19 protein-coding genes are annotated in these 22,334 nt (G+C 45.3%); 13 read left to right on the forward strand and 6 right to left on the reverse strand.

Features of this window, described 5'->3' with window-relative positions:
- Positions 1-7: 7 nt before the first annotated feature.
- Positions 8-1,921, reverse strand: coding sequence for an OmpA family protein (locus tag KFE98_08840; protein UTW64227.1), 1,914 nt, complete (start codon positions 1,919-1,921; stop codon positions 8-10).
- A 209-nt stretch (positions 1,922-2,130) separates the two neighbouring features.
- Here KFE98_08840 and KFE98_08845 point away from each other — a divergent pair, with 209 nt between their 5' ends.
- Positions 2,131-2,334 (forward strand): hypothetical protein, encoded by a 204-nt coding sequence (locus tag KFE98_08845; GenBank protein UTW64228.1) that lies wholly within the window; start codon positions 2,131-2,133, stop codon positions 2,332-2,334.
- Here the strand turns inward: KFE98_08845 and KFE98_08850 are convergent, their stop codons facing one another.
- Both KFE98_08850 and KFE98_08855 read right to left on the reverse strand, forming a co-directional pair.
- The gene (locus tag KFE98_08850) at positions 2,335-3,084 is read right to left on the reverse strand and encodes a cyclase family protein (GenBank protein UTW64229.1); all 750 of its coding nucleotides are present in this window, start codon (positions 3,082-3,084) and stop codon (positions 2,335-2,337) included.
- Positions 3,085-3,129: 45 nt separating this feature from the next.
- Positions 3,130-4,344: a T9SS type A sorting domain-containing protein gene (locus KFE98_08855; GenBank protein UTW64230.1), complete on the reverse strand. Its 1,215-nt coding sequence runs from the start codon at positions 4,342-4,344 to the stop codon at positions 3,130-3,132.
- Between the two features lie 181 nt (positions 4,345-4,525).
- Between KFE98_08855 and KFE98_08860 the strand changes: the two genes are divergently transcribed.
- The 7 genes from KFE98_08860 (at position 4,526) to rodA (ending at position 13,704) form a co-directional block, all read left to right on the forward strand.
- Positions 4,526-6,427, forward strand: a complete 1,902-nt coding sequence (locus KFE98_08860) for an amidophosphoribosyltransferase (GenBank protein ID UTW64231.1) — start codon at positions 4,526-4,528, stop codon at positions 6,425-6,427.
- A 222-nt stretch (positions 6,428-6,649) separates the two neighbouring features.
- Positions 6,650-8,179 (forward strand): bifunctional phosphoribosylaminoimidazolecarboxamide formyltransferase/IMP cyclohydrolase, encoded by a 1,530-nt coding sequence (gene purH, locus KFE98_08865; GenBank protein UTW64232.1) that lies wholly within the window; start codon positions 6,650-6,652, stop codon positions 8,177-8,179.
- A 22-nt stretch (positions 8,180-8,201) separates the two neighbouring features.
- Complete coding sequence (locus tag KFE98_08870) at positions 8,202-9,227, forward strand: rod shape-determining protein (GenBank protein ID UTW64233.1); 1,026 nt, start codon at positions 8,202-8,204, stop codon at positions 9,225-9,227.
- 20 nt (positions 9,228-9,247) lie between these two features.
- On the forward strand, positions 9,248-10,087 hold the full coding sequence (gene mreC / locus KFE98_08875) for a rod shape-determining protein MreC (GenBank protein UTW64234.1): 840 nt from the start codon (positions 9,248-9,250) through the stop codon (positions 10,085-10,087).
- Complete coding sequence (locus tag KFE98_08880) at positions 10,080-10,586, forward strand: rod shape-determining protein MreD (GenBank protein UTW64235.1); 507 nt, start codon at positions 10,080-10,082, stop codon at positions 10,584-10,586. Before mreC ends, KFE98_08880 begins: the two co-directional genes overlap by 8 nt.
- 3 nt (positions 10,587-10,589) lie before the next feature.
- The gene (gene mrdA, locus KFE98_08885; GenBank protein ID UTW64236.1) at positions 10,590-12,425 is read left to right on the forward strand and encodes a penicillin-binding protein 2; all 1,836 of its coding nucleotides are present in this window, start codon (positions 10,590-10,592) and stop codon (positions 12,423-12,425) included.
- Positions 12,400-13,704 (forward strand): rod shape-determining protein RodA, encoded by a 1,305-nt coding sequence (rodA, locus tag KFE98_08890; protein UTW64237.1) that lies wholly within the window; start codon positions 12,400-12,402, stop codon positions 13,702-13,704. Before mrdA ends, rodA begins: the two co-directional genes overlap by 26 nt.
- 9 nt (positions 13,705-13,713) lie before the next feature.
- Here the strand turns inward: rodA and KFE98_08895 are convergent, their stop codons facing one another.
- Positions 13,714-14,349 carry a NifU family protein gene (locus KFE98_08895; protein UTW64238.1) on the reverse strand — a complete coding sequence of 212 codons (636 nt, stop codon included), beginning with the start codon at positions 14,347-14,349 and terminating at the stop codon, positions 13,714-13,716.
- An 85-nt stretch (positions 14,350-14,434) separates the two neighbouring features.
- Between KFE98_08895 and KFE98_08900 the strand changes: the two genes are divergently transcribed.
- Positions 14,435-14,830: a hypothetical protein gene (locus KFE98_08900; GenBank protein UTW64239.1), complete on the forward strand. Its 396-nt coding sequence runs from the start codon at positions 14,435-14,437 to the stop codon at positions 14,828-14,830.
- 55 nt (positions 14,831-14,885) lie between these two features.
- Positions 14,886-17,099, forward strand: coding sequence for a TonB-dependent receptor (locus KFE98_08905; GenBank protein UTW64240.1), 2,214 nt, complete (start codon positions 14,886-14,888; stop codon positions 17,097-17,099).
- Positions 17,100-17,119: 20 nt separating this feature from the next.
- Here KFE98_08905 and KFE98_08910 read toward each other — a convergent pair whose 3' ends face one another.
- Entirely contained in the window at positions 17,120-19,321 is a 2,202-nt protein-coding gene (locus KFE98_08910) for a gliding motility-associated C-terminal domain-containing protein (protein UTW64241.1), read from the reverse strand.
- A gap of 246 nt (positions 19,322-19,567) precedes the next feature.
- Here KFE98_08910 and KFE98_08915 point away from each other — a divergent pair, with 246 nt between their 5' ends.
- The 3 genes from KFE98_08915 to KFE98_08925 are packed head-to-tail and all read left to right on the forward strand — an operon-like array spanning position 19,568 to position 21,409.
- Positions 19,568-19,918 carry an MmcQ/YjbR family DNA-binding protein gene (locus KFE98_08915; protein UTW64674.1) on the forward strand — a complete coding sequence of 117 codons (351 nt, stop codon included), beginning with the start codon at positions 19,568-19,570 and terminating at the stop codon, positions 19,916-19,918.
- Position 19,919: 1 nt separating this feature from the next.
- Positions 19,920-20,504 (forward strand): DUF502 domain-containing protein, encoded by a 585-nt coding sequence (locus KFE98_08920; GenBank protein ID UTW64242.1) that lies wholly within the window; start codon positions 19,920-19,922, stop codon positions 20,502-20,504.
- A complete protein-coding gene (locus tag KFE98_08925) occupies positions 20,501-21,409 on the forward strand; it encodes an EamA family transporter (protein UTW64243.1) in 909 nt (302 codons plus the stop codon). The genes KFE98_08920 and KFE98_08925 overlap by 4 nt, the downstream gene beginning before the upstream one ends.
- Here the strand turns inward: KFE98_08925 and KFE98_08930 are convergent.
- Complete coding sequence (locus tag KFE98_08930; GenBank protein UTW64244.1) at positions 21,406-22,275, reverse strand: hypothetical protein; 870 nt, start codon at positions 22,273-22,275, stop codon at positions 21,406-21,408. The genes KFE98_08925 and KFE98_08930 overlap by 4 nt on opposite strands.
- Positions 22,276-22,334: the final 59 nt, after the last annotated feature.

Below are 22,334 nucleotides of genomic sequence, written 5' to 3' on the forward strand. Positions count from 1 at the left end.
GATTAATTTATAGCACCGTAAACTCCACCCGACGGTTTTGCTTCCTTCCTTCAGGGGTATCATTGGTAGCAATAGGTTTGGCCTCCCCATACCCAACGCCCACCATACGATTGGCAGGAATTCCCTTATCAACGAGGTATTTTTTTACGGCTTCAACCCGTTTTTTCGAAAGCGTTTCATTGACCTGTTCACTACCCGTATTGTCCGTATGTCCGCCCAATTCGATTTTCAAAGTGGGGTTCCGTTTCATCAACTTGTACAGCTTATCCAATTCAACCCGACTCTTGCTGAGAAGAGCTGCTTTGCCGGTTTGAAAGTAGATGTTATTAAGCTGCACGGTAACGCCCTTAATAATGGGATCGAGGTAGATGTCCATCTCAATAGGATCAAACTGGCTTCTTTCCTGGTATTCGAAGGATACACTCTTAAACAAGTAACCTGGAGTTTCTGCGTAAAAGGCATAATCGCTCCCTTCGGTCAAAATCATGAGGTACTTACCCGTGCCTGGTTCGGAATGAACAAATCCCACAGTTTCTTTGGTTTCAAGATCTACCAATTTTAACTCGGCCTGGATCGGCTTTTTGGTTTGGCTGTCAAATACTTTGCCTCGTACGTAATTACTTCGGTGTCCCAGCTTTAACTCCGGTGGAACCTGAAAACGATAAATAAGGGATGCCGTCGGAATCGGATTTTCGGTGGCGTAGGTTTCGCGACTGTAGTATCCCGTGCGCCCATCGGCGGTGACGAATAGTGCAGTTTGGTTTCTTTGGTCGTTAATGGGAAAGCCCAGGTTGCGAGGTTCGGTCCAGTTTCCAGCTTCTTTTTCGGAAAGGAAAAGATCATATCCACCCAGTCCTGGCCAGCCCTGTGAGGTGAAGAAAAGAGAATAGCCATTAGCATGTAAAAATGGCGAACCTTCATTTTTCTCTGTATTTATCCAGCTTCCCGCATTTTGTGCATTCGACCACGTTCCAGATTCATCCTGATGACTGTAATAGATATCCAAGCCTCCTGTTCCGCCTTCTCTATCCGATACGAAATACAAGGTTCTTCCATCTGCTGAAAGACTCGGCTGTGCTTCATAGGCTTCTGTGTTGATCGCTGCTCCCAGGTTTTTAAGAGTACTCCATTGGCCATTTTTTTCCTTGTGACTCACATAGAGATCGCATTGTCCGAAATTCTCTCGTTCAGAGCCGCAGTAGCTAAGCACCATCACCATGCCATCTGCCGACATACAGGCCGTTCCCTCAGATTCGTGACTATTGATCGAAGAGGGTAGGGCGCTCGGTTCTTGCCAATCGCCATAAAATTCAGCCAGAAAAACATCTTCATTTTGAGAGCCCTTATGTCTACGAGTAAACATCAGCTTTTCGCCATCACCAGTGAGTATAGGAAAGTACTGCATCGCCCCTGGCCGATTGATTCGTTCATTCAATGCTTCAGGTTCGATGTTTAGTGGATGACTAGAAAGTTCAACGGCCAACTTCAATTGCTCCTTCTTTTCCTCGGCTTTTTCTTTTTCCCGGGCTGGAAACCTGGGGTGGTTCATGTAGCTGCTATAAAAAGTAAGAGCCGTATCAAAATGCCCTTCATTAAGGTAAAGAGTGCTCAAGGCTGTAAAAGACCTTAACGCCGATACCGAAGTGCTGTCTTCTTGCACCACTTTTAGGTAGCCCATTTTTTGGCGATCCGGATGCATTCCGTTGCGGGTGTACAATTGAGCTAATTGATACCAGGCCTTGGTAAATGTGGGGTCTGCTTTACAAGCAGCTTCGTATTTCTTAGCAGCTCCCTCTGCATCAAATCCACTTTCGAGTAGAGTTCCCTCCTGGAGGTAACGCTCTGCTTTGAGTCGTTTTTTAGACTGTCCAAATGAGGAGAAACTAATCAGAAGAAATACAAATAACAGAAACCGTGGCATACCGAGGATTTGGGGGTAAAATTATTCGGACTGCGCATGCCTCAATGGAGGTATTTGAAATAATAATTGATAGCTAATTGTTAATTGGTTTAAATAGGGATTACGCAAATTTCGCCCATAGATTGTTGGTATTCTGGAATAAAGACCGTAAACTTGATTGTTAGAATGATGACCGGAATTAGAGCTCCGGGATGCGAAAACCTTAGACGATGTCTGATATTTTTTTAATGGATCTGGTGGAATACCTTTTCAAAGGTTTAAGCCCGATCGAAGCAAGGATCTATTCCCTGCATTTGCAAGGAGAACGGTCCCAACGAATTTCCAGGACGCTTCGTATGCCCGTTACCCACGTGGCGCAGAAGTTGGAAAAAATTAAAGCCAAGGGCAAAAACAGGCTGCAGCAATGCGCCTAATCAAGCTTTAATTTCAAACAATAGGGGTCTTGAGGGCGATGCGTCGTTCTCAAACGGTGCAAACCCCAAATTGAGTAGGTAAGCTCCGTCGGCTACGGAGTTTGGTACGTAGATGAGCTCGGTAATGGTAGCTTCCATTCTCGGGTTTTCAGGTACGTTCCAAAATGCGTGGTGCGTGAGCAGGAGGCCACCGTCCTCTTCGCGATCTACGCTGGGTGTGTCTATCAATAAATGATTGACTCCCATTTCGCGTAGGTACACGCCTATGGCTTCTTCCAAATAAGGAGGATTGGTGCTCGAATAATGCCTTTGCAACTTATCATCCTCATTAGGTAGGGTACGGATAATCACTGCCTCAGGTTTCGTATTCTCCAATTTTTTACGAACCTGCTCCAACGAAATGACCTGATCTTCCCCTCTTTTTTCGGGCTCTATGGTGATGAGCTCTGCCCAATGAAAATAGTTTTTTACACAACGATTCACTGAGTAAATCTCATTGGTGATGTGGCCCAAGCTTTCGGTGTGAGTGCCATGTCCATGTGGGTTGAAGGAGATGGTTCGGAAATTAACGGATCCGCCTTGTTTTACTTCTCCCACAAAACCGTCGCCCCTGACAGGCTCAATGGTCAAGGGGTCAAGGTACCAAGCCAGCACGGCGTCTGATCTTGGATGCATGGGAATGGATAAGTCAATGGCTTCGTTCAGATTTACCGTAACCGTTTTTCCCCGGAATGTAAGTTGTGCATTCATGGAGTCAAATATAGAATTACGACGAAATCTAAGCGTGGGCTAGGTTTATCTGGGTGAAATCAGCAGTCGCTCCTGTACGTGGCCTTCTTCAAAAGTTAGGTCAATGAAGTAAACCCCTGAAGCCAGGTGAGAAAGGTCTAAATGGTGAGTGCCTTCGTGACTTGCTTCGGAAAGCTTTTCGGAGTGCCAGACTTTTCCAAGTGCGTCCACCAATTCTACGCGATTAGGAGCCGACTGACTACCAGACCAGGATACGGTGATATTTCCGGTGCTTGGATTGGGGTAAACCTTAAAGTTAACCTGTAGCTTAGGGGTAGGAGAAATACTATTGATGCCTCCATAGCGCAACATCGTCCCATTGTTGCCTACTGCGAATCCTACACGGGCACTTGGAAAATGAACCCCATTCAAATTGTTTTCAGTTGGGCTGACCATACTGTTCCAGGCCGATCCCCCCGTTTGAGAAAAGTAAATGAGCCCATCGTCGCAAACGGCAAAGATGGAGTCAGTGCCAAGCAATTCTGTTCCGTTAACGTCTTGATGATTTGGGGTGATAAATCCACCTACATTCCAATTGGCCGAATGATCGTAAGTGTAAAGAGTGAGTCCAGCGCCGCCTACAGCAATACCTACTCGACCTGTTGGGTCAAAATCCATTGAAAGAATCCAGTCAACAGTATTGAAAGTTTGGTTTAAGGCCCAAGTTTGGCCTCCATCTGAAGTGCGATGTAGTTTGGTTCCACCGCCAACCCATGCGGTATCGGCATTAGCGAAATGAACGGCCATCAAAGGGTTGTTGGATTCGGGAACAGAAAGCGTGGAGTGGTTCCAGTTTTGTCCGCCATCATGGGTAGTAGCGATTTGCATCAAGGTGCCAGAGGCGCCCCCATGTTGTCCATCGTAGAAGTGAATGTCGTTGTAAGTGGTTCCGTTAGCCGCCAATTGCAAATTCCAAGTGGCTCCTCCATCCGTGGTTTTGTGGATGCCACAGCTGCCCGAAATCCATCCCGTATCTGAATCCATAAAATGAACACTGAGCAGGTTGCAGCCAGGAATTTTGTTTTGCACGGTCCAGGTGGCGCCTTGATCTGTAGTGGTAAGTATCCGGCCATTTTCGCCTACGGCCATTCCATTTTGGTCCGAGGTAAAGAACACGTCGTTAAGGTGATAGGGGGTAAGGCTGTCTAAACGTTCCCAGTTTTGGGCAAAGATTTGAGTAGTGATAAACAGGCTGATGAATAGAAGTGTAACGGTTTTCATAATTAGTAGGTTTTAGCAATTGCAAGTTAAAGAATTATGAGAAGATGGTCTCAAGTGGCTGAGCAAGTGGCAAGTGAGGTGCTTTGAAGAGGTCTTCTGGCCAACATAAAACCAGAAGGCATCCTATTAAACAAGTGAAAAACCTACCTTTGCATGCTCATCAGAGCAAGGGACAGACATTATGAGTGACTTCATTAAACACGAATGCGGGGTAGCCCTCATTCGTCTGCTCAAACCCCTCGATTTCTACGTTAAAAAATACGGAACACCTTTCTACGCCCAAAACAAGCTTTACCTATTGATGGAAAAGCAGCATAACCGTGGTCAGGATGGTGTTGGGGTAGCGAGTATCAAATTTGACATTGAACCTGGGCATCGATACATTAGTCGTTACCGTTCTATCGACAGTAAACCGATACAGGACGTGTTCTCCAGAGTTTATGGCGGCATTGATGAAGCGTTGTCTAAGTCCCCGGAGATGGCTAATGACCCAGAGTGGCTAAAGCGCAACGCACCCTTTACCGGGGAGCTCTTTTTGGGACATCTTAGGTATGGTACTTATGGTAAGAATTCCATAGAAGCTTGTCACCCATTTCTCAGACAAAACAACTGGAAAACTCGAAACTTGGTAGTTGCTGGTAACTTCAACATGACCAATGTGGATGAGCAGTTTGACCTTCTCGTGAATTTGGGTCAGAATCCAAAAGAAAAAGCGGATACAGTAACCGTATTGGAAAAAATTGGCCACTTCTTGGATGTGGAGAACGAGAGTCTGTTTTTGAAATACAAAACACTTGGGTACTCCAACCGGGAAATTACAGCCAAAATTTCAAGCCAACTAAATGTAGCCAACATCCTTCGTCACGCCGCCGAGGACTTCGATGGTGGTTATGTAATGTGTGGATTGATCGGACATGGTGACGCCTTCGTGTTGCGTGATCCAAATGGCATTCGTCCTGCCTACTACTACCAGGATGATGAGGTAGTTGTGGTGGCTTCCGAGCGCCCAGCTATTCAAACGGCCTTCAATGTGCCTATCGATACCATTCAAGAGGTGGATCCGGGACATGCTTTGATTGTTAAGAAAGACGGAAAAACGGAGTTGTCTCAAATCCTGGATGACGAAGAGAAATTGTCCTGTTCCTTTGAGCGAATTTATTTCTCAAGAGGTTCAGACCGAGATATTTATAAAGAGCGTAAAGCGCTCGGGAGTCAGCTGGTGCCTGAAGTAGTTAGGGCAGTAGATAATGACTTGGATCGTGCGGTATTTTCGTTTATTCCAAACACGGCTGAAACTTCATTTTACGGTTTGGTCGAGGGGTTGGATAAATACCTCAATGAAGAGAAGCACAAAGAAATTGTAGCTCTCGGATCGGACTTGAACGAAGAAAAACTTCAGGAAATTCTTTCCCGTAAGGCAAGGGTGGAGAAGATCGCGATCAAAGATGCCAAGCTACGCACCTTCATTACTCAAGATGACGACCGAGATGATCTCGTGGCTCACGTTTACGACATTACCTACGGAACGGTAAGAGCCAAAGAGGACAACCTTGTAGTGATTGACGATTCCATCGTTCGAGGTACTACTTTGAAGAAGAGTATCATCCGCATGTTGGATCGCCTGCAGCCGAAAAAGATAATTGTGGTGTCTTCAGCGCCACAAATTCGCTACCCTGACTGCTACGGTATCGATATGGCTAAGATGGGTGACTTTATCGCCTTTAGAGCGGCCATTGAGCTATGGAAAGATGCAGGGCAGGAAAAAGAGATTGAACGCATTTACAAGCGAGCTAAGGCTCAACTCGAACTTCCCAAGGAAGAGCAGATCAATGTGGTTAAGGAAATCTACGATCCCTTTACTCCTGAGCAGATCTCAGCTAAAATTGCTGAATTGGTGACACCTGAGGGTTGTAATTCGAAAGTAGAAGTGATTTTCCAAAGCATCGAAGGCTTGCACCGAGCTTGCCCAGGCAATAAAGGAGATTGGTACTTTACCGGAGACTTCCCAACACCGGGTGGAATACGGGTCGCAAACAAATCTTTCGTCTATTATTTCGAAGGACGAAATGAGCGGGCCTATTGATCTGGTTTTGAACAATTTTTCTCTTTTATCAACATTCTTGATATTCTGCAATTTGGCCATTGAAAAAGGCCGATAGATTTACTAAAATTGCATAGGACATCCTTATCCGGGGCGACTACTTTTATCTTTCTTGTAAGAGGTTGATTATCATTTTGTTAAGTTGTGTCGTAGTGATAAGTTGTGGCAGCAGATTTTTAGTGGCTTAAGCGATAATTACCGAAAGTGGAAACGAAAAAAATTAAAAACGCCCTTATCTCCGTTTTTTACAAGGACGGATTAGAACCCATCGTTAAGAAATTAGACGAACTTGGAGTGAAGATTTACTCCACGGGCGGGACCCAAAAATTTATTGAGGGTCATGGTATTGAAGTGGAGCGTGTAGAGGATCTTACTAGCTATCCTTCCATTTTGGGAGGTCGGGTAAAAACTTTGCACCCTAAGGTATTTGGTGGTATCCTGGCTCGTCGTCCTTTGGCGGACGATCAGGCGCAGTTGGCTGAATACGAAATTCCAGAAATTGACTTGGTTATTGTGGACTTGTATCCGTTTGAGCAAACTGTTGCTGAAACCGATAATGAGTCTGATATCATTGAAAAAATTGACATCGGAGGTATTTCGCTCATCCGTGCAGCGGCGAAAAACTTCAATGATGTAGTTATTGTTCCATCCGTTCACCAATACGGTGATTTGTTGGGCATGCTTGAATCTCAAGAGGGTGGTACTACCCGGGATCAACGAAAAAAATTGGCGCTTGAAGCTTTCAAAGTGAGTTCGGCCTATGATACGGCTATCTCTGGATACTTCAAACGTGACGTAGATGACGACTTTTTGAAATTGAGCGAGCACCAGGCCAGCACTTTGCGCTATGGAGAAAACCCTCATCAGAAAGGAACGTTCTACGGTAACCTGGAAGAACTGTTTGATAAACTTCATGGCAAAGAGTTATCGTACAACAACCTGTTGGACGTAGACGCAGCGGTTATGCTGATGAATGAATTCCAGGAAGCGGGACCCACGTTTGCGATTCTAAAACACAACAACGCTTGTGGGTTGGCTACTCGCGATACCTTGAAGGAAGCGTGGACCGATGCATTGGCAGGAGATCCTGTTTCTGCCTTTGGTGGAATCCTGATCACCAACAAGACGGTAGATGCTGCTACAGCTGAGGAAATTCACAAACTGTTCTTCGAAGTAATCATTGCCCCCGGTTATGATGCCGATGCCTTAGAAATTCTCAAAGGCAAAAAGAACCGCATCATCCTGATTCAAAAAGAATGTGCCTTCCCAGAGCAATTGTACCGTTCTGCCTTGAATGGAATTTTGGCTCAGGATAGAGACAACAAAACCGAATCAGCGGAGAATATGGAGACCGTGACTAAGGTTGCTCCAAACGCTAAGCAGGTAGAGGACATGATTTTTGCGAATAAGCTGGTTAAGCACACCAAGAGCAACACGATTGTTTTGGCTAAAGGCAATCAGCTGTTGGCCAGCGGAACCGGACAGACGAGTCGCGTAGATGCCCTAAGACAAGCGATTATTAAAGCCAAGGCTTTCAACTTTGATTTGAACGGTGCGGTAATGGCCTCCGATGCCTTCTTCCCTTTCCCCGACTGTGTGGAAATTGCGGATGAAGCTGGAATTAAAGCCGTTATTCAGCCCGGTGGATCAATTCGGGATAAGGATTCAGTGGAATATTGCGATGAGCATGGCATGGCAATGGTGATCACTGGAACCCGACATTTTAAACATTAAGAAACAAAAAGACTTATAGCCTATGGGCTTGTTTGATTTTTTTACTCAGGAAATTGCGATTGACCTTGGTACGGCCAACACCCTGATTATTCACAATGACAAAGTGGTTGTAGATGAACCCAGTATTGTGGCTCAGGATCGTATTTCCGGGAAATTTATTGCCGTTGGAAAGCAGGCCATGCAGATGCACGGTAAAACCCATGAAAACATTCGAACCATTCGACCTCTGAAAGATGGTGTGATCGCAGACTTTCACGCAGCCGAGCACATGATCAAAGGGATGATTAAGATGATCAACCCGGGCCGAAGGTTAATTCGTCCGTCTTTAAAAATGGTGATTTGTATCCCTTCAGGAATTACTGAAGTGGAGAAACGTGCGGTAAAGGATTCAGCTGAGCACGCACTCGCCAAAGACGTTTACTTGATTTACGAACCTATGGCAGCAGCTATCGGTATCGGAATCGACGTGGAAGAACCAATGGGTAACATGATTATCGATATCGGAGGAGGTACCTCTGAGATTGCGGTAATCGCCTTAGGAGGAATTGTTTGTGATAAGTCTATCCGTGTTGCGGGAGACGAATTCACCTCAGATATTGAAGATTACCTGCGCCGCCAGCACAACATCCTTATTGGAGAGCGTACTGCTGAGCGTATTAAAATCGAAGTAGGAGCCGCTCTGCCTGAGTTGGATAATCCACCAGAAGATTACGCCGTACATGGTCGTGATATGATGACGGGTATCCCCAAAGAGATTTATGTTTCTTATGTGGAAATTGCCCACGCTCTTGACAAGTCCATTTCAAAAATCGAAGAAGCGATTCTTTCGGCCCTGGAGATGACTCCGCCGGAACTATCTGCGGATATCTACAAAACCGGAATTTACTTGGCCGGTGGTGGATCCATGCTTCGTGGATTGGACAAGCGTATCAGCATGAAAACCAAATTGCCTGTACACGTTGCCGAAGATCCACTTCGTGCCGTGGCCCGGGGTACTGGTATTGCGCTGAAAAACGCCGATAACTTCAATTTCTTGATTAAAAACTAAAAGCATCTGAAGGGTTCTAAGTGCGCAATCTGATACAATTTCTCTGGAGACATCACTTCACCATACTGTTTGTCTTAGCAGAAGCACTTGCCTTTTCCATTTTAGTCCAGTACAATTCCTTTCAGAAAGCGAATTTTCTGGGGTATGCCAATGAGCTAACCGGAGGTGCCTTTAACCTGGTTAATGAAACCACCGAATACCTCGAACTCAAAGAGGTAAATGAACAACTGGCTCAGGAAAATGCGGAGCTACGGTCGCAGCTGAAAACGGCTTATTATTCAATGAATCCGGAGATTCGGATTATTGATGATTCCACCTACTTGATGCAGTATGAATACATCGCTGCCAAAGTGGTGAACAGCACCGTGAGCAAACGCAACAACTACCTGACCCTAAACGTGGGCTCTCGTTTTGGAATTGAACCCGATATGGGAGTAGTTACTTCGGATGGTGTGGTTGGAATCGTCAAAAACTGCTCGGCCAACTATTGCACTGTCCTTTCCTTGTTACACAAAAACTCTCAAGTGAGTGTCCGCCTGAAGGATTTGGGTTATCAGGGATTGCTTTCCTGGAACGGGCGGAATGCTCAGGTTGCTCAATTGAAAGATATTCCGCAGCACGTGAATTTGAGCGTGGGAGATTCGGTAGTAACTCACGGAGGTAACTCCTTGTTTCCCGCCAACATTATCATTGGAACGGTGCGGTCATTTGACCCTCAGGAAGGGACTGACTTTTACGACATCGATGTCGATTTGACACTCGATTTTCGCAAACTGTCCCATGTCTACGTGATTCGTAATCGATTGAAAATCGAACAGCAGGAATTGGAACAACAAACCGAGGAGGAAGGAAATGATTAGTTCTGTTTGGTCACACGCAGCCCGGTTTGTCTTTTTGGTCTTGTTGCAAGGACTTATCCTCAACAACGTGAGCCTTTTTGGCTTTGTTAGCCCCTACTTGTACATCCTGTTTATCCTCTTGTTGCCGGTGGATTCATCACCTTCGTTGGTTTTGATTCTTTCCCTCGTTCTTGGACTATCGGTAGATATGTTCTCAGCTACATGGGGAATGCACATGGCGGCTTGTATTTTCATTGCCTATCTAAGGCCCTTTGTGTTGCAATTGTTGTCTCCTCGAGACGGCTACGAATTTGGCGCTACGCCGGATTTTAATCAAATGGGGATCAACCGATTTCTGACCTACGCGGTGCTGCTAACCGTGATGCATCACCTGGCTTTGTACCTAATCGAAGTATTTCGTTTTGGAGAAATCCTCTTCACCATTGGCCGGGCTATGGCCAGTGCGACCTTTACCATTGTATTGATTTTATTGGCCCAGGTACTAACCTACAGACGATAGGCAATGAATCCATTTGAAGATCGGAAGTTTGTCATACTGGGTATATTCTTTACCGTTGTCCTCATCTTTATTGGGCGGCTCTTCTACATTCAAATTGTAGACGATTCTTACGCTCTTTCTGCCCGAAACCAGGCCGTTCGTTACGTTACCCAATATCCGGTAAGAGGATTAATCTACGATAGGCATGGTGAGCTTTTGGTGTACAACGAAGCGGCTTACGATCTCATGGTTATTCCCCGCCGGGTGAAGGACCTTGATACCTTGGGATTTTGCGAATTGGTTGGTATTACTGACTCCACTTTCGTGGCCAAAATGGAAAAGGCCAAAGACTACAGTACGTATAAGGCCTCCATTTTACTCAAGCAAATACCGGCCGGTCACTGGGCGAAGATCTCGGAGCGCCTGTACAAGTACAAAGGCTTTTTTGGCCAGAAACGTACATTGAGAAAATATCCCGCTGCCGCCGCTGGACATACCCTCGGATACATCAGCGAGGTAAACTACAACGATCTCGAAAAAGACCCATACTACCTGAAAGGGGATTACATCGGTAAACGTGGACTGGAGCGGGAATACGAAGCTGAACTTCGCGGAAAGCGGGGTAAAAAAGTATTGATGGTTGACGTGCACAACCGGGTAAAGGGAAGCTATATGAACGGGAAGTATGATACCCTTCCGGTTAGTGGCTTTAACTTAATCTCTACCCTCGATCGCGAACTTCAGGTTTATGGTGAAAAACTGATGCAAGGCAAGCGGGGAAGTATTGTGGCTATCGAACCCTCTTCGGGTGAAATTCTGGCCATGGTCTCGGCTCCAGGCTATGATCCCAACCTTTTGGTGGGAAGGCCAAGGTCTGAGAACTACAATCGACTTCAGGCCAATGACAGTTTGAATCCCTTGTTTAACCGAGCCATCAGTGCTGAATACCGACCAGGATCTATTTTTAAGCTGGTGCAAAGCCTTATCGCCCTGGAGAGCGGAGTTATTCGCCCGGAAACTCGGTTCGTTTGTAACCGATCCATTATCGGCTGTCACGGAGCTCATACCAACGATGATTTGATGAATGCCATCAAGCATTCGTGCAACCCTTATTTCTACCAGGTATACAAGCGAATGATCCAGCCCGGTGAAAAATCCAATTTGATTGATGATGCCCATATTGGTTTGGCTCGGTGGCAGAAGAAAGTCAGAAAATTTGGCTTTGGCGTCCGCCTTCAAACCGACTTACCAGGGGTTCACCGAGGTTCGGTTCCAGGTGTCACACTCTACGATAAATGGTATCGGGGAAGTTGGAATTTCCGCACTATTTACTCCAACAGTATCGGGGAAGGGGAGCTACAGGTAATTCCAATTCAAATGGCGAACCTGGCTTCGATTATTGCCAACAAGGGCTATTACTACACACCCCACTTCATTCGGTCCATTGGAGAAAATGATTCCATTCGTGAAGCGTATCGAGTACGTCACAACACCGATGTTTCAGAAGAGCATTTTGAACCGGTTATTGAAGCCATGTACCAGGTGGTTAACGAATCCGGAGGTACCGCTCGGCGGGCACGAATGGATAGCGTGGTGGTTTGCGGAAAAACCGGAACCGTTCAGAATGATCCCTGGCCGGATCACTCCGTATTTATCGCATTTGCTCCACGGGAGAATCCGAAAATTGCTATTGCAGTTTATGTAGAATACTCTGATTTTGGAGGAACCTGGTCGGCACCGATCGCCAGCTTAATGATTGAAAAGTACCTGTACGGGGAGGTTACCCGACTGGAAAAAGAAAAACGAATTCTCGACGCAGAATTCCTGGATATTTATGAGGGCAAGAAAAAGTCTGACTGAAAATATTGACTGGCTGTTGGTCTGGTTGTATGTGCTTCTGGTCATTATGGGCTGGGTCAATATCTATGCGGCTACCTACAACGAGGAGTTTCCTTCTATTTTCTCCCTGCAGCAATCTTATGGAAAGCAGTTTCTTTTCATTGGGGTGTCTCTGGTTTTGGGTTGGATTATCCTCATGCTCGATCCGCGATTCTTTTCCCGGTTGGCCTATCCCATTTATATATGGTGCCTGTTGCTGCTCGTTGGTGTGCTCCTAATTGGTAAGGAAATCAACGGGGCCAAGTCCTGGTACATCATTGGTTCCTTCTCATTTCAGCCCTCAGAGTTAGCCAAGTTTGGTACGGCCCTGGCGTTGACCCAATACCTATCCTCTTTGGGAAAAAAGTTTCAAGGAGTTATTACCCGTTTCCAATCCATTCTCATCATGGCCTTGCCGGCCGTATTGATTTTACTTCAGCCGGATACGGGTTCTGTGCTGGTTTTTGGTGCCTTCATTTTTGTGCTGTATCGCGAAGGGTTAAGTGGTAACATTTTACTCCTCGGTTTTGGTGCGGTAGTGCTGTTTATCCTGGCTCTATTGCTCAACCAGACAACCATTTCCTTACCCTTCGATTTGCAGATGAGTGGTCAGGCTATGATGATTTTGGTAATTGCCTTGATTTGCGGCGTACTCTATTATTTGTTCAAAAGGATTAAAGGCGTTCGCTGGGTTTTGTTGGGGGCTTTTGTGGTTTGTTCCGGTTACATTTTTGGTGTAAATCACTTGTTCAACAATGTGCTCAAGGAGCACCACCAAGCTCGGATAAACGAACTTCTGGGTATTGAGCATGACCCAACAGGAGCCGGGTACAACGTTCACCAGTCCAAAATTGCCATTGGATCAGGTGGTGCCTTTGGAAAGGGATTTCTTCAGGGAACTCAAACCAAATACGACTTCGTTCCCGAGCAAAGTACCGATTTCATTTTCTGCACCGTTGGTGAAGAATGGGGATTTGCGGGAAGCTTTGTAGTGGTGGTGCTTTTCCTGATCTTGTTGTTCAGACTGGTCACTGCAGCCGAACGACAGCGAAGTAAGTTTTCGCGAATTTATGGATACTGTGTTGCATCCATATTCTTTTTTCACCTCTCCATTAACGTGGGAATGACCATTGGATTGGCTCCGGTAATTGGAATTCCGTTGCCCTTCTTTTCATACGGAGGGTCTAGCCTGTTGGCTTTCACCTTGTTGCTGTTTAGCTTTATCAAAATGGACTCAGAACGCATGCATATCCTGCGTTAACGGCCCCTTTTAATCTTCTAAAGCTACCACATCTTTTACTTCGGGTAGCATTTGATTAAACAGGTTTTGAATCCCATTTTTCAAAGTCACCGTAGAAGATGGGCAACCGCTACAAGCCCCTTTTAGAGTGAGTGTTAATTTGCCTTCGCTGTAGGAGTTAAACTCAATAGCACCTCCGTCACTGGCTACTGCCGGACGTACATAGTCTTCCAGAATTTCCATGATTTTTTCCTCCATTTCATTTTGAGGAATAACCGGCGCATTCTTGTCTACTTTTTGTTCTTCTTCCTTGGCGTTTGCCTCTGGCTGTGCTTCAGCTTCAACCGGCGTTTTGCTAAATACCGGATGATCCGTGGCCAGGTAATTCTGAATGTATTCTCTTACCTCACCAAAAACTTCCTGCCATTCTACCAAGTCGTTTTTGATCACCGTAATGAAATTGGCAGTGATAAAAACACCCGTAACAAATGGGAAGGTAAATAAACGTTGAGCCAAAGGTGAATCTCCAGCCTCTTCCGGGCTATTGTATTCAACAGAAACCCCGTCATGAAGGAAGGTTCGGGTAGAAACAAATTTCATGGCTCCCGGATTGGGAGTACTTTCGGCGTAGATACTTACTGGTTTTCTTTTCTTTACTTCTTCCATGGAAAGCAATTTTGCGGCTACAAATTTAAGGTCTATTAAGATGCCGGAATGGAAAGGTTCGAGGAAATCAGTAATTTTGTAAGCCATGAAACTTTGGAAGTCCATAGTATCCACCTTTTTAGCTGCCTTATTATTGGTAGCAGGATCGGGCTATTCACTCCATCGTATGGTGTGTCTGCATAGCGGTAAAACGCAAACCAGCTTGTTTGAATTCAAGTGCTGTTCAGACAATCATGGTGAACCACAGGAGACCACCTTAAAAGGAAAATGCTGCGAGAAGGATTCCATGAATCTTTCTGTAGATGAGTTTTCTTCCCAAAAAGACGAGACTCAGGCCCAATTAGCTTTTTGTACACTCTTTACCTGGGAGTCCAACGAATTTGACTTTACAACCCTACATAGGATTCTGGATTATGCAGATTCCTCCCCACCATTTGTACTGAAAAATAGGCATATACGCCACCAGGTATTCCTATGTTGATTGTTTACTGATTGACCGGATTTAACCCGATTTTCAAACAGTAAGCAATTCTAATATGTACAAATCAAGTTTTATTTTATTCCTTCAACTTCTTCTAACGGTGCCCTTATTGGCTCAGGTGAAAGGAGTCGTTACCTCTCCCTCCGCCACCGGTGAAGAGGAGGCCCTGCCAGGGGTAAACATTGTTTGGGCGGGAACCACAGAAGGAGGTTCTACCAATGCACAGGGTAAGTTTTCCCTAAAAGCCCCAGACCAATTACCGGCCAAGCTGGTGTTTTCTTATGTCGGATTCCAGTCCGATACGATTAACGTTACAGCACCCAACCAAAAAATCAAATTGTCTTTAAAGTCCTCAGTAGTGCTGGAAGGAGTTACCGTTCAAGAGCGGAAACAATCTACCTCCCTCAATCTAATGAGCACTATTCAAGTGGAAGAACTCAACTCTGGCGAACTGGAGCGAGCCGCTTGTTGCAATCTTTCAGAAGCATTTGAAACCAATGCTTCCGTCGATGTGGTTGCGGCAGATGGCGTAACGGGCTCCAAAAAGATCCAGATGCTTGGTCTCGATGGTGTATACACCTCTATGCAGTTCGAGAACTTTCCTTTTGTCCGCGGATTAGCGGCGATGGATGGGTTGAGCAATGTGCCCGGAACTTGGGTAGAGAGCATCCAGATAAGCAAGGGGACAGGTTCTGTGCTTAATGGCTATGAGCCTATGACGGGCCAGATCAATATTGAGTTGATCAAGCCTGATGAATTGGATGAACGTGTTTTCGTAAACCTCTATGGGAACAACATGGGCCGTATGGAGGCCAACGTTCATGTCGGAGACAAGTTGAGTAAAAAATGGAGCACCTTGCTTTTGGTACATAGCAATACCAATCAAATTAAGATAGACAACAACAACGATGGATTTATGGACCTTCCCATAAAAGAGCAGGTTAACGTAATGAACCGTTGGAAATACAAAGGTGACCGTTATAGAACCCAGTTTGGCGTTAGGGCCATGGCTGAAAACAAGTCAGGTGGACAGTTAGGCTATAACCCTGATTTTGATTACGGAACCACCAATCATTACGGTACCTCGGCAGAGGCTCAGCATGTGGAAGCCTATTTCAAAAATGGTTTCCTTTTTAAGGATCATCCCAAGCGTACCATGGCTTTTTTCATTCGGGCCAACTACCACGATCAAAAGTATCAGGCAGGGTTAACGGAATACGATGGTACTGAAACCTATATCTACCTTAATTACATCTACGCGGATGCTTTCAAGAATTCTGATCATCGATACAAGGTTGGTGCAAGCTTCGTGTACGACGACTACGATGAGACCTTTCGGGGAACTTCTTATCAAAGAACGGAACAGGTGCCTGGTATTTTTGGAGAGTACACCTACAAGGGAAAGAAGTTTGGCGCAGTCGCTGGTTTGCGAGGCGATTTCCATAATCTCTATGGAAATCAGGTTTCCCCTAAATTGAATGTGAAATACAACTTCAACAAGCGTGGAGTTGTAAGGGGTACCCTTGGACGTGGATTTCGGGTAGCCAATATTTTTACCGACAATGTATCCACCTTCGTGAGTCAGCGTCAAATTCAAATACAGCAAGACCTACAACCCGAAGTAGCCTGGAATACTGGCCTTTCTGCTACCCAGAAATTTCAGATCCAGAATCGGGATGTAACCGCTCATTTGGAGTATTTCTACACTCATTTTGAAAACCAGGTTTTGGTCGATCGGGAAACTCCGGGAATGTTGGCGTTTTACAACTTGGATGGCCAATCTTTTTCCCATGCCGTTCAAGCGGAGTTGAGCTATCAGCCCTGGAAGGTATTGGAATTGCGCGTTGCAGCTAAATATCTGGATGTAAAGGCAACTTATCAGGGAGATCTGAAGCAGGTTCCTTTGGTTCCCAATTGGAGAGGTCTTTTTTCCATTGGCTACCAGACTTTGAACAAAAAATGGCAGGCGGATTTAACGACCCAGTTTGTTGGAGAAGGACGGATGCCATCTACTATCGGAAATGCGCCTGAAAATGTTCGACCAAATCATTCAGATGCTTACGCCTTGATCAATGCTCAGTTGACACGACGGTTTAGAAAGATTGAATTGTATGCAGGAGTAGAAAACCTGGGTAATTTTCAGCAACCCAGCGCCTTGATATCTGCCGATGATCCTTTTAATTCCGAATTTGACGCATCCTTGGTTTGGGGACCGCTTAATGGCCGGGTAATTTACGGTGGATTAAGATTGAAGTTGTTTAAGTCTTAATGGATTCAAAAGAATAGGGACTATCGCACCAAGGTGAGGTAGCCACTAAGCCTATCACTATCTCCGAATATTGTGGTGTAGCTTACGATCCAAAAGTAGGTGCCATCAGTCATATCTGATCCATCCCATTCAATTCTTGGGTTGTTGGTCTCATAAACGAGCCTTCCCCATCGGTTGTAAATCAGGGTGTGCATTTCGGCAATACCTTCGTTGCCAATGGTGCTAAAGAGGTCGTTGTGGCCATCTCCGTTTGGTGTAAATACATTGGGAAATTCAAGCCTGGTTCTACAGGCTGTCATCTCGATGCTAATGGTATCGGATAAAGCGCACTGATTCACCCTGACGCGGGTCCAATACGTACCTGCCTGGGTGACGGCAAACCTGCTTTTGGTGGACTGGTCTTGCCATTGGTAAGTCGCTTGATCTGCCGAGGCATCGAGAAACAAGGTGTCGCCGTTACACAACACCGAGTCGTTGCCCAAATTTAACTTGGGCAGGGCAACATGGAGGATGCGAATAGTGTCTGTTGCGATGCACTTTTTTTGGCGTACATCCACCCAATAGACGCCTGAGTCCGCTACCATCATGGTAGTCTTCGTCGACTGATCGGACCAGGTATAATCGTTTTGATTCGGTCCGGCAAAAAGAAGGAGCGAATCACCTGGGCAAATGGTCGTGTCATTCCCTAAATGGATGTTAGGTTTTTGGTCGTAGTCCACCTGGATCGAATCGTTTACTTCGCAGCCTAATGAAAAAACTTTGACCCAAAACTTACCGGATTGAGTAACGCGTAAAGTTGAAAGGGTAGATTGATCCGACCAGGAATAGGTTGAATTTTGGGCCGACGCATCCAGAATTAACGTATCGCCTTCACATAGCGTAGTGTCTTCTCCCAATTGAACTGGATCGAGGGTAATAAATTGAACCAAAACGGTATCTGAAGACTTGCATTTTCCCACATTCATATTTGCCCAATAACTACCGGATTGAAATACCCGATGGGTATTACCGGTCGAGCCATCTTGCCAGGTGTAGGAGGCATTGGGATCGGTGGGTTGAATGGTGAGCGTGTCACCGTCGCAAAGAGTCGTGTCGCGGCCTAAAAAATTCGAAGCCAATTGCAGCGGTTGAATCACAATTGAATCGCGCAGGGAGCATTGATTAATCGTAATGTCTACCCAATAGGTACCTGTTTTATGAACTTTGATAGAGCCATTGGTGCTGCCATCTTTCCATACATAGGAGGCATTCGGCAAAGAGGCATTTAAAGTGAGCGTATCGCCTTGGCAAATGGACGTATCGTTGCCCAACAGAGACTGGGCAAAAGAATGAAATTGGATTTCGATAGAATCCCGGGTGGCACAGTTGTTTCGAGTGACATCTACCCAATAAATTCCGGGCTTAAAAACGCGATTTGTGCTCTGGGTTGCTCCACCCTTCCATTGATAAGTAGAATTGGCTGCAAAGGCATCCAGGGTGAGTGTGTCACCCGGGCAAAGAGTGGTATCATTACCAATGTTTACAGTGGGTCCGTTGGTGCAGGTGGAAATGTAGATACTGTCAATTCCCATTCGCAATCCACCCGCTGAATCCGTGGTGGATAGATCCTGGACGGGATCATCATCCATGGGAAGGAATTTGATGGAATGAGAGGCAGCGGTAGCCGTGAATGAAATGCTCCGAGCTTCCCAGGCAAAATTGTTGTGGTTATAATGGGTTCTACTCACCGTTGGAGTGGTTGTGCCGACGAGCGTATTATCGATGTATACAGCCCAAGAACCCGAGGTGTCAATGGCATTGGTTTGCTTTACCACCGATTGATGAAAATGTACCGAGTAGGTAGCATTGGGCGTAAAACCTGAAACTGTTTGCATGATTCCCTCGTGCCAGTAACTATTGCCCAAATTGAGATGGAGTCCGCATAAAAAGGTACTCCCTGAGTAGGGTATTCCACTGATGCCGGCGTTTGCGTTAGGGCCATTAATATCCGTAAGATCTGGAGTTGCACCATTGGTGGATGTGGCCTGGCTGTGAAGGTAGGTATTGGGTACAAATTGCCAATTGGTGGGCAGGGAAGAGGTGCCTGAGATGGTTCCGTTCAGATCGGGATTAACGAAGTTTTGCGCTTGGGATTGGATGGTTAAACTCCCAAGAATCAGCAAAAGAACCCCTATGTTAATTCGGGTGCTTAAGACAAATGATATTAGCCTGGATGGATGCATTAGGTTCAATTAATTCGGTCAAATCAAGTTGGGATTTTCAATCGGCCTTTCCAAAGCATTTATGGACCTAATGAAGTGGATCCCAATAATTAGGGCTTCTTTAATCTGACTTCTATCAAAGATACGAGCCTTGGACATTCGATTTAAAGGGCCAAAAAAATGATCCTTGGTTTCGATAAACTCAAGCCTTGGATTGAGCAATTTCATCTGCCAGAATCTCTTACCTTAGCCCTGAAAATCGGTCTTATGAATATCGAAGAGTTTCGGGATTATTGCCTCGCCAAGAAAGGCGTGACAGAAGAGCTTCCTTTTGGCCCTCAAACCTTGGTGTTTAAGGTGAGTGGCAAGATGTTTACTGCCTGCAATATTGAAGATTTTGTGAGCTACAATGTAAAGTGCAATCCGGAACGAGCTCTGGAATTGAGGGAAGAATATCACGGTATCAATCCAGGTTATCATATGAATAAGAAGCACTGGAATACGATTGAGATCGAATCGGATGTTTCGGAAGAATTGCATCAGGAAATGATCGATCATTCCTACGATTTAGTAGTCAAGAGTTTGCCGAAGAAAGATCGGGAGCTTCTCATGGATTGACATGTTTAGAAAACTTGCTTATTACCTGGTTCAGGGAATCTTGTTCACGGTTCCCATTGCAGTTACGGTATATGTAATTGTGGTGATGCTGCGTTTTATTGATCAGCTCCTTCCTGAAATTTTACCCGTTGAATTGAAGTTTCCCGGCCTCGGAATTCTAATTCTACTCACAGCCATCACCCTCATTGGATTTTTGGGGAATACTGTTATAGCAACACCCATTAATTATTGGTTCAACAAAATCCTTGATAAGGCGCCACTCATTAAAACCGTATATACAGCGCTCACCGATTTTACCCAAGCGATAGTAGGTGGAAAGAAACGAACCTTCACAGAGCCTGTGCTGGTCAAGTTAAGTGAGGATATCGAAAAGCCTGGATTTATCACCCAAAGCGACCTCACCGAGTGGGGGATTTCGGAGGAAAAGGTGATGGTTTATTTGCCGCATTCTTACGGATTTACGGGTAACATCTTTGTGGTGCCTAAGAAAAACGTTCGGCCATTACCTATGAAAGGCTCGGAAATGATGAAGGTAATCCTTAGTGGAGGGGTGGCCTCAGGAAAATCAGAAGAGCATTCGGAATGAGTCAGGAAGGATTCTTTACCCGGTATCAAAATCACATTGCCATTCACGTTATTGTTCTCATTTGGGGCTTTACCGGGATTTTGGGCAAGGTGATCTCCATTCCTTTTTATTCTTTGGTCTGGTTTCGTATGGCCATTGCTTTTTTGAGTTTGATCATTTACTTCAAGCTTTTTAGAAAAGGAGGTACAATCTCTTTACGGTACATTCCTCAAATTTTGGGCGTGGGTTTGCTGGTGGCAGCTCATTGGGCCGCTTTTTTTGAGGCACTCAAGGTATCCACAGTATCGGTTGTCCTTACTACATTGGCATCAACCTCTTTGTTTGTGGCTCTTATAGAGCCCCTGTTCTTTAAGCGCAGAGTCCGGTTGTATGAAGTGATTTTTGGAGTCATAGTCATTTCAGGCTTGTTTCTCATTTTTCAATTTGAAGCCGATTATCACCTGGGAATCATGTTGAGCCTTTTGGCTGCTTTGTTAGCCGCTCTATTTGGGGTGATCAATGGAAGGCTGGTAGAAAAAGCCCCTCCCGGACAAATCACCTTGTATGAAATGCTAGGAGGGGTCTTGGGGATTTCTATTTATACCGTACTCTTTGAAAACTGGTCCTGGGCCGATTTTCAGCCCACATCACTCGATTGGATTTACCTGCTTGTTCTCGGAGTTATTTGCACCGCTGTGGCCTTTGTAGTGAGCGTTCAGGTGTTACGGGAACTTTCTCCATTTACGGTGAGCATGTCCATTAATATGGAGCCCATTTATGCCATCATTCTTGCCCTTATTTTCTTCGGAGATAGCGAAAGAATGACTCCAGGTTTTTATGCCGGAGCACTACTTATTTTGGGAACCGTATTGGCCAATGGACTGGTAAAAGCCCGAATCAACCGTAAAAATCGCCGAGCCGATTAGGACTCTACCCGAATGGCTCCTGAAAGGTTTTTACTCATTTGATCGAAGGTGCTGTTTTTCCCTTCAAGAATCAAATTGTCTTTAATGTCCACTCCTTCCAGGATCTTGTCCCAATCAATTTCGATAGTAAGGAAAGCCGTTTTTCCTGATTCAATTTCAAAATGAACATCGTCTAGGTTGATTTCCTGATTGTAGGAATCGTGTCCCATTATATAGCTAAATGTGCTATCATATATATAGTCACCATCGGTGTCCAATTCACCAGAAAAATGGAGATAAGCAAAACTCTTATAATCCGTTAAATAGGGCAGGAAATTCAGTAGCGCATTACTTTTTCGAGCTTCGCCAGGTTCAGCATTAATTTCAGGGTCTACACCAAAATTGAATTTAAGCCCCGTGTATTGACCAGCCTTGATATTGAATTCCTGAATGTAGGCGTCATTTGAGGTTGCATAGGGAACCCTTGAAAGAAAGTAAGTGCCTTTTAAATCGGAATGGTGGGAAGGGGAAACATCTCCATGTAAGTGTAAGTTTGAAAAAAGTAGATCATGGGTATTAATTCGTGAGACTACATTTCCAGGTAACGTCTTGGGGTGAAATCCAGATTCATTATTCATTTTGTGCTTAAAGCATAAAAGCAGTTTTCCGTATTCATGATAAGTGTACTGGCAAGTTCCATCATCCAGGGTGGCATCGGCCGAGTAGTTGGCGGCTTTTTCATCGGTGCAACCATTGATGTAGCAAGATCCGTCATCCTCGTTGGCATCGGGTGCATAGTTGTCTGCTTTGGGGTTTGTACATCCTTCTCGTTTACAAGAGGATAGGAGTACGGCGAATAGGGTTAAACAAAAAAGTGCTGATTTCATGATGTAGTGTTTTAGTTAGGGGGGCTTAACGAGCAGATTTTCAATTCTATTGCAGCAAA

Source organism: bacterium SCSIO 12741 (assembly GCA_024398055.1).
Taxonomy (GTDB): domain Bacteria; phylum Bacteroidota; class Bacteroidia; order Flavobacteriales_G; family Salibacteraceae; genus SCSIO-12741.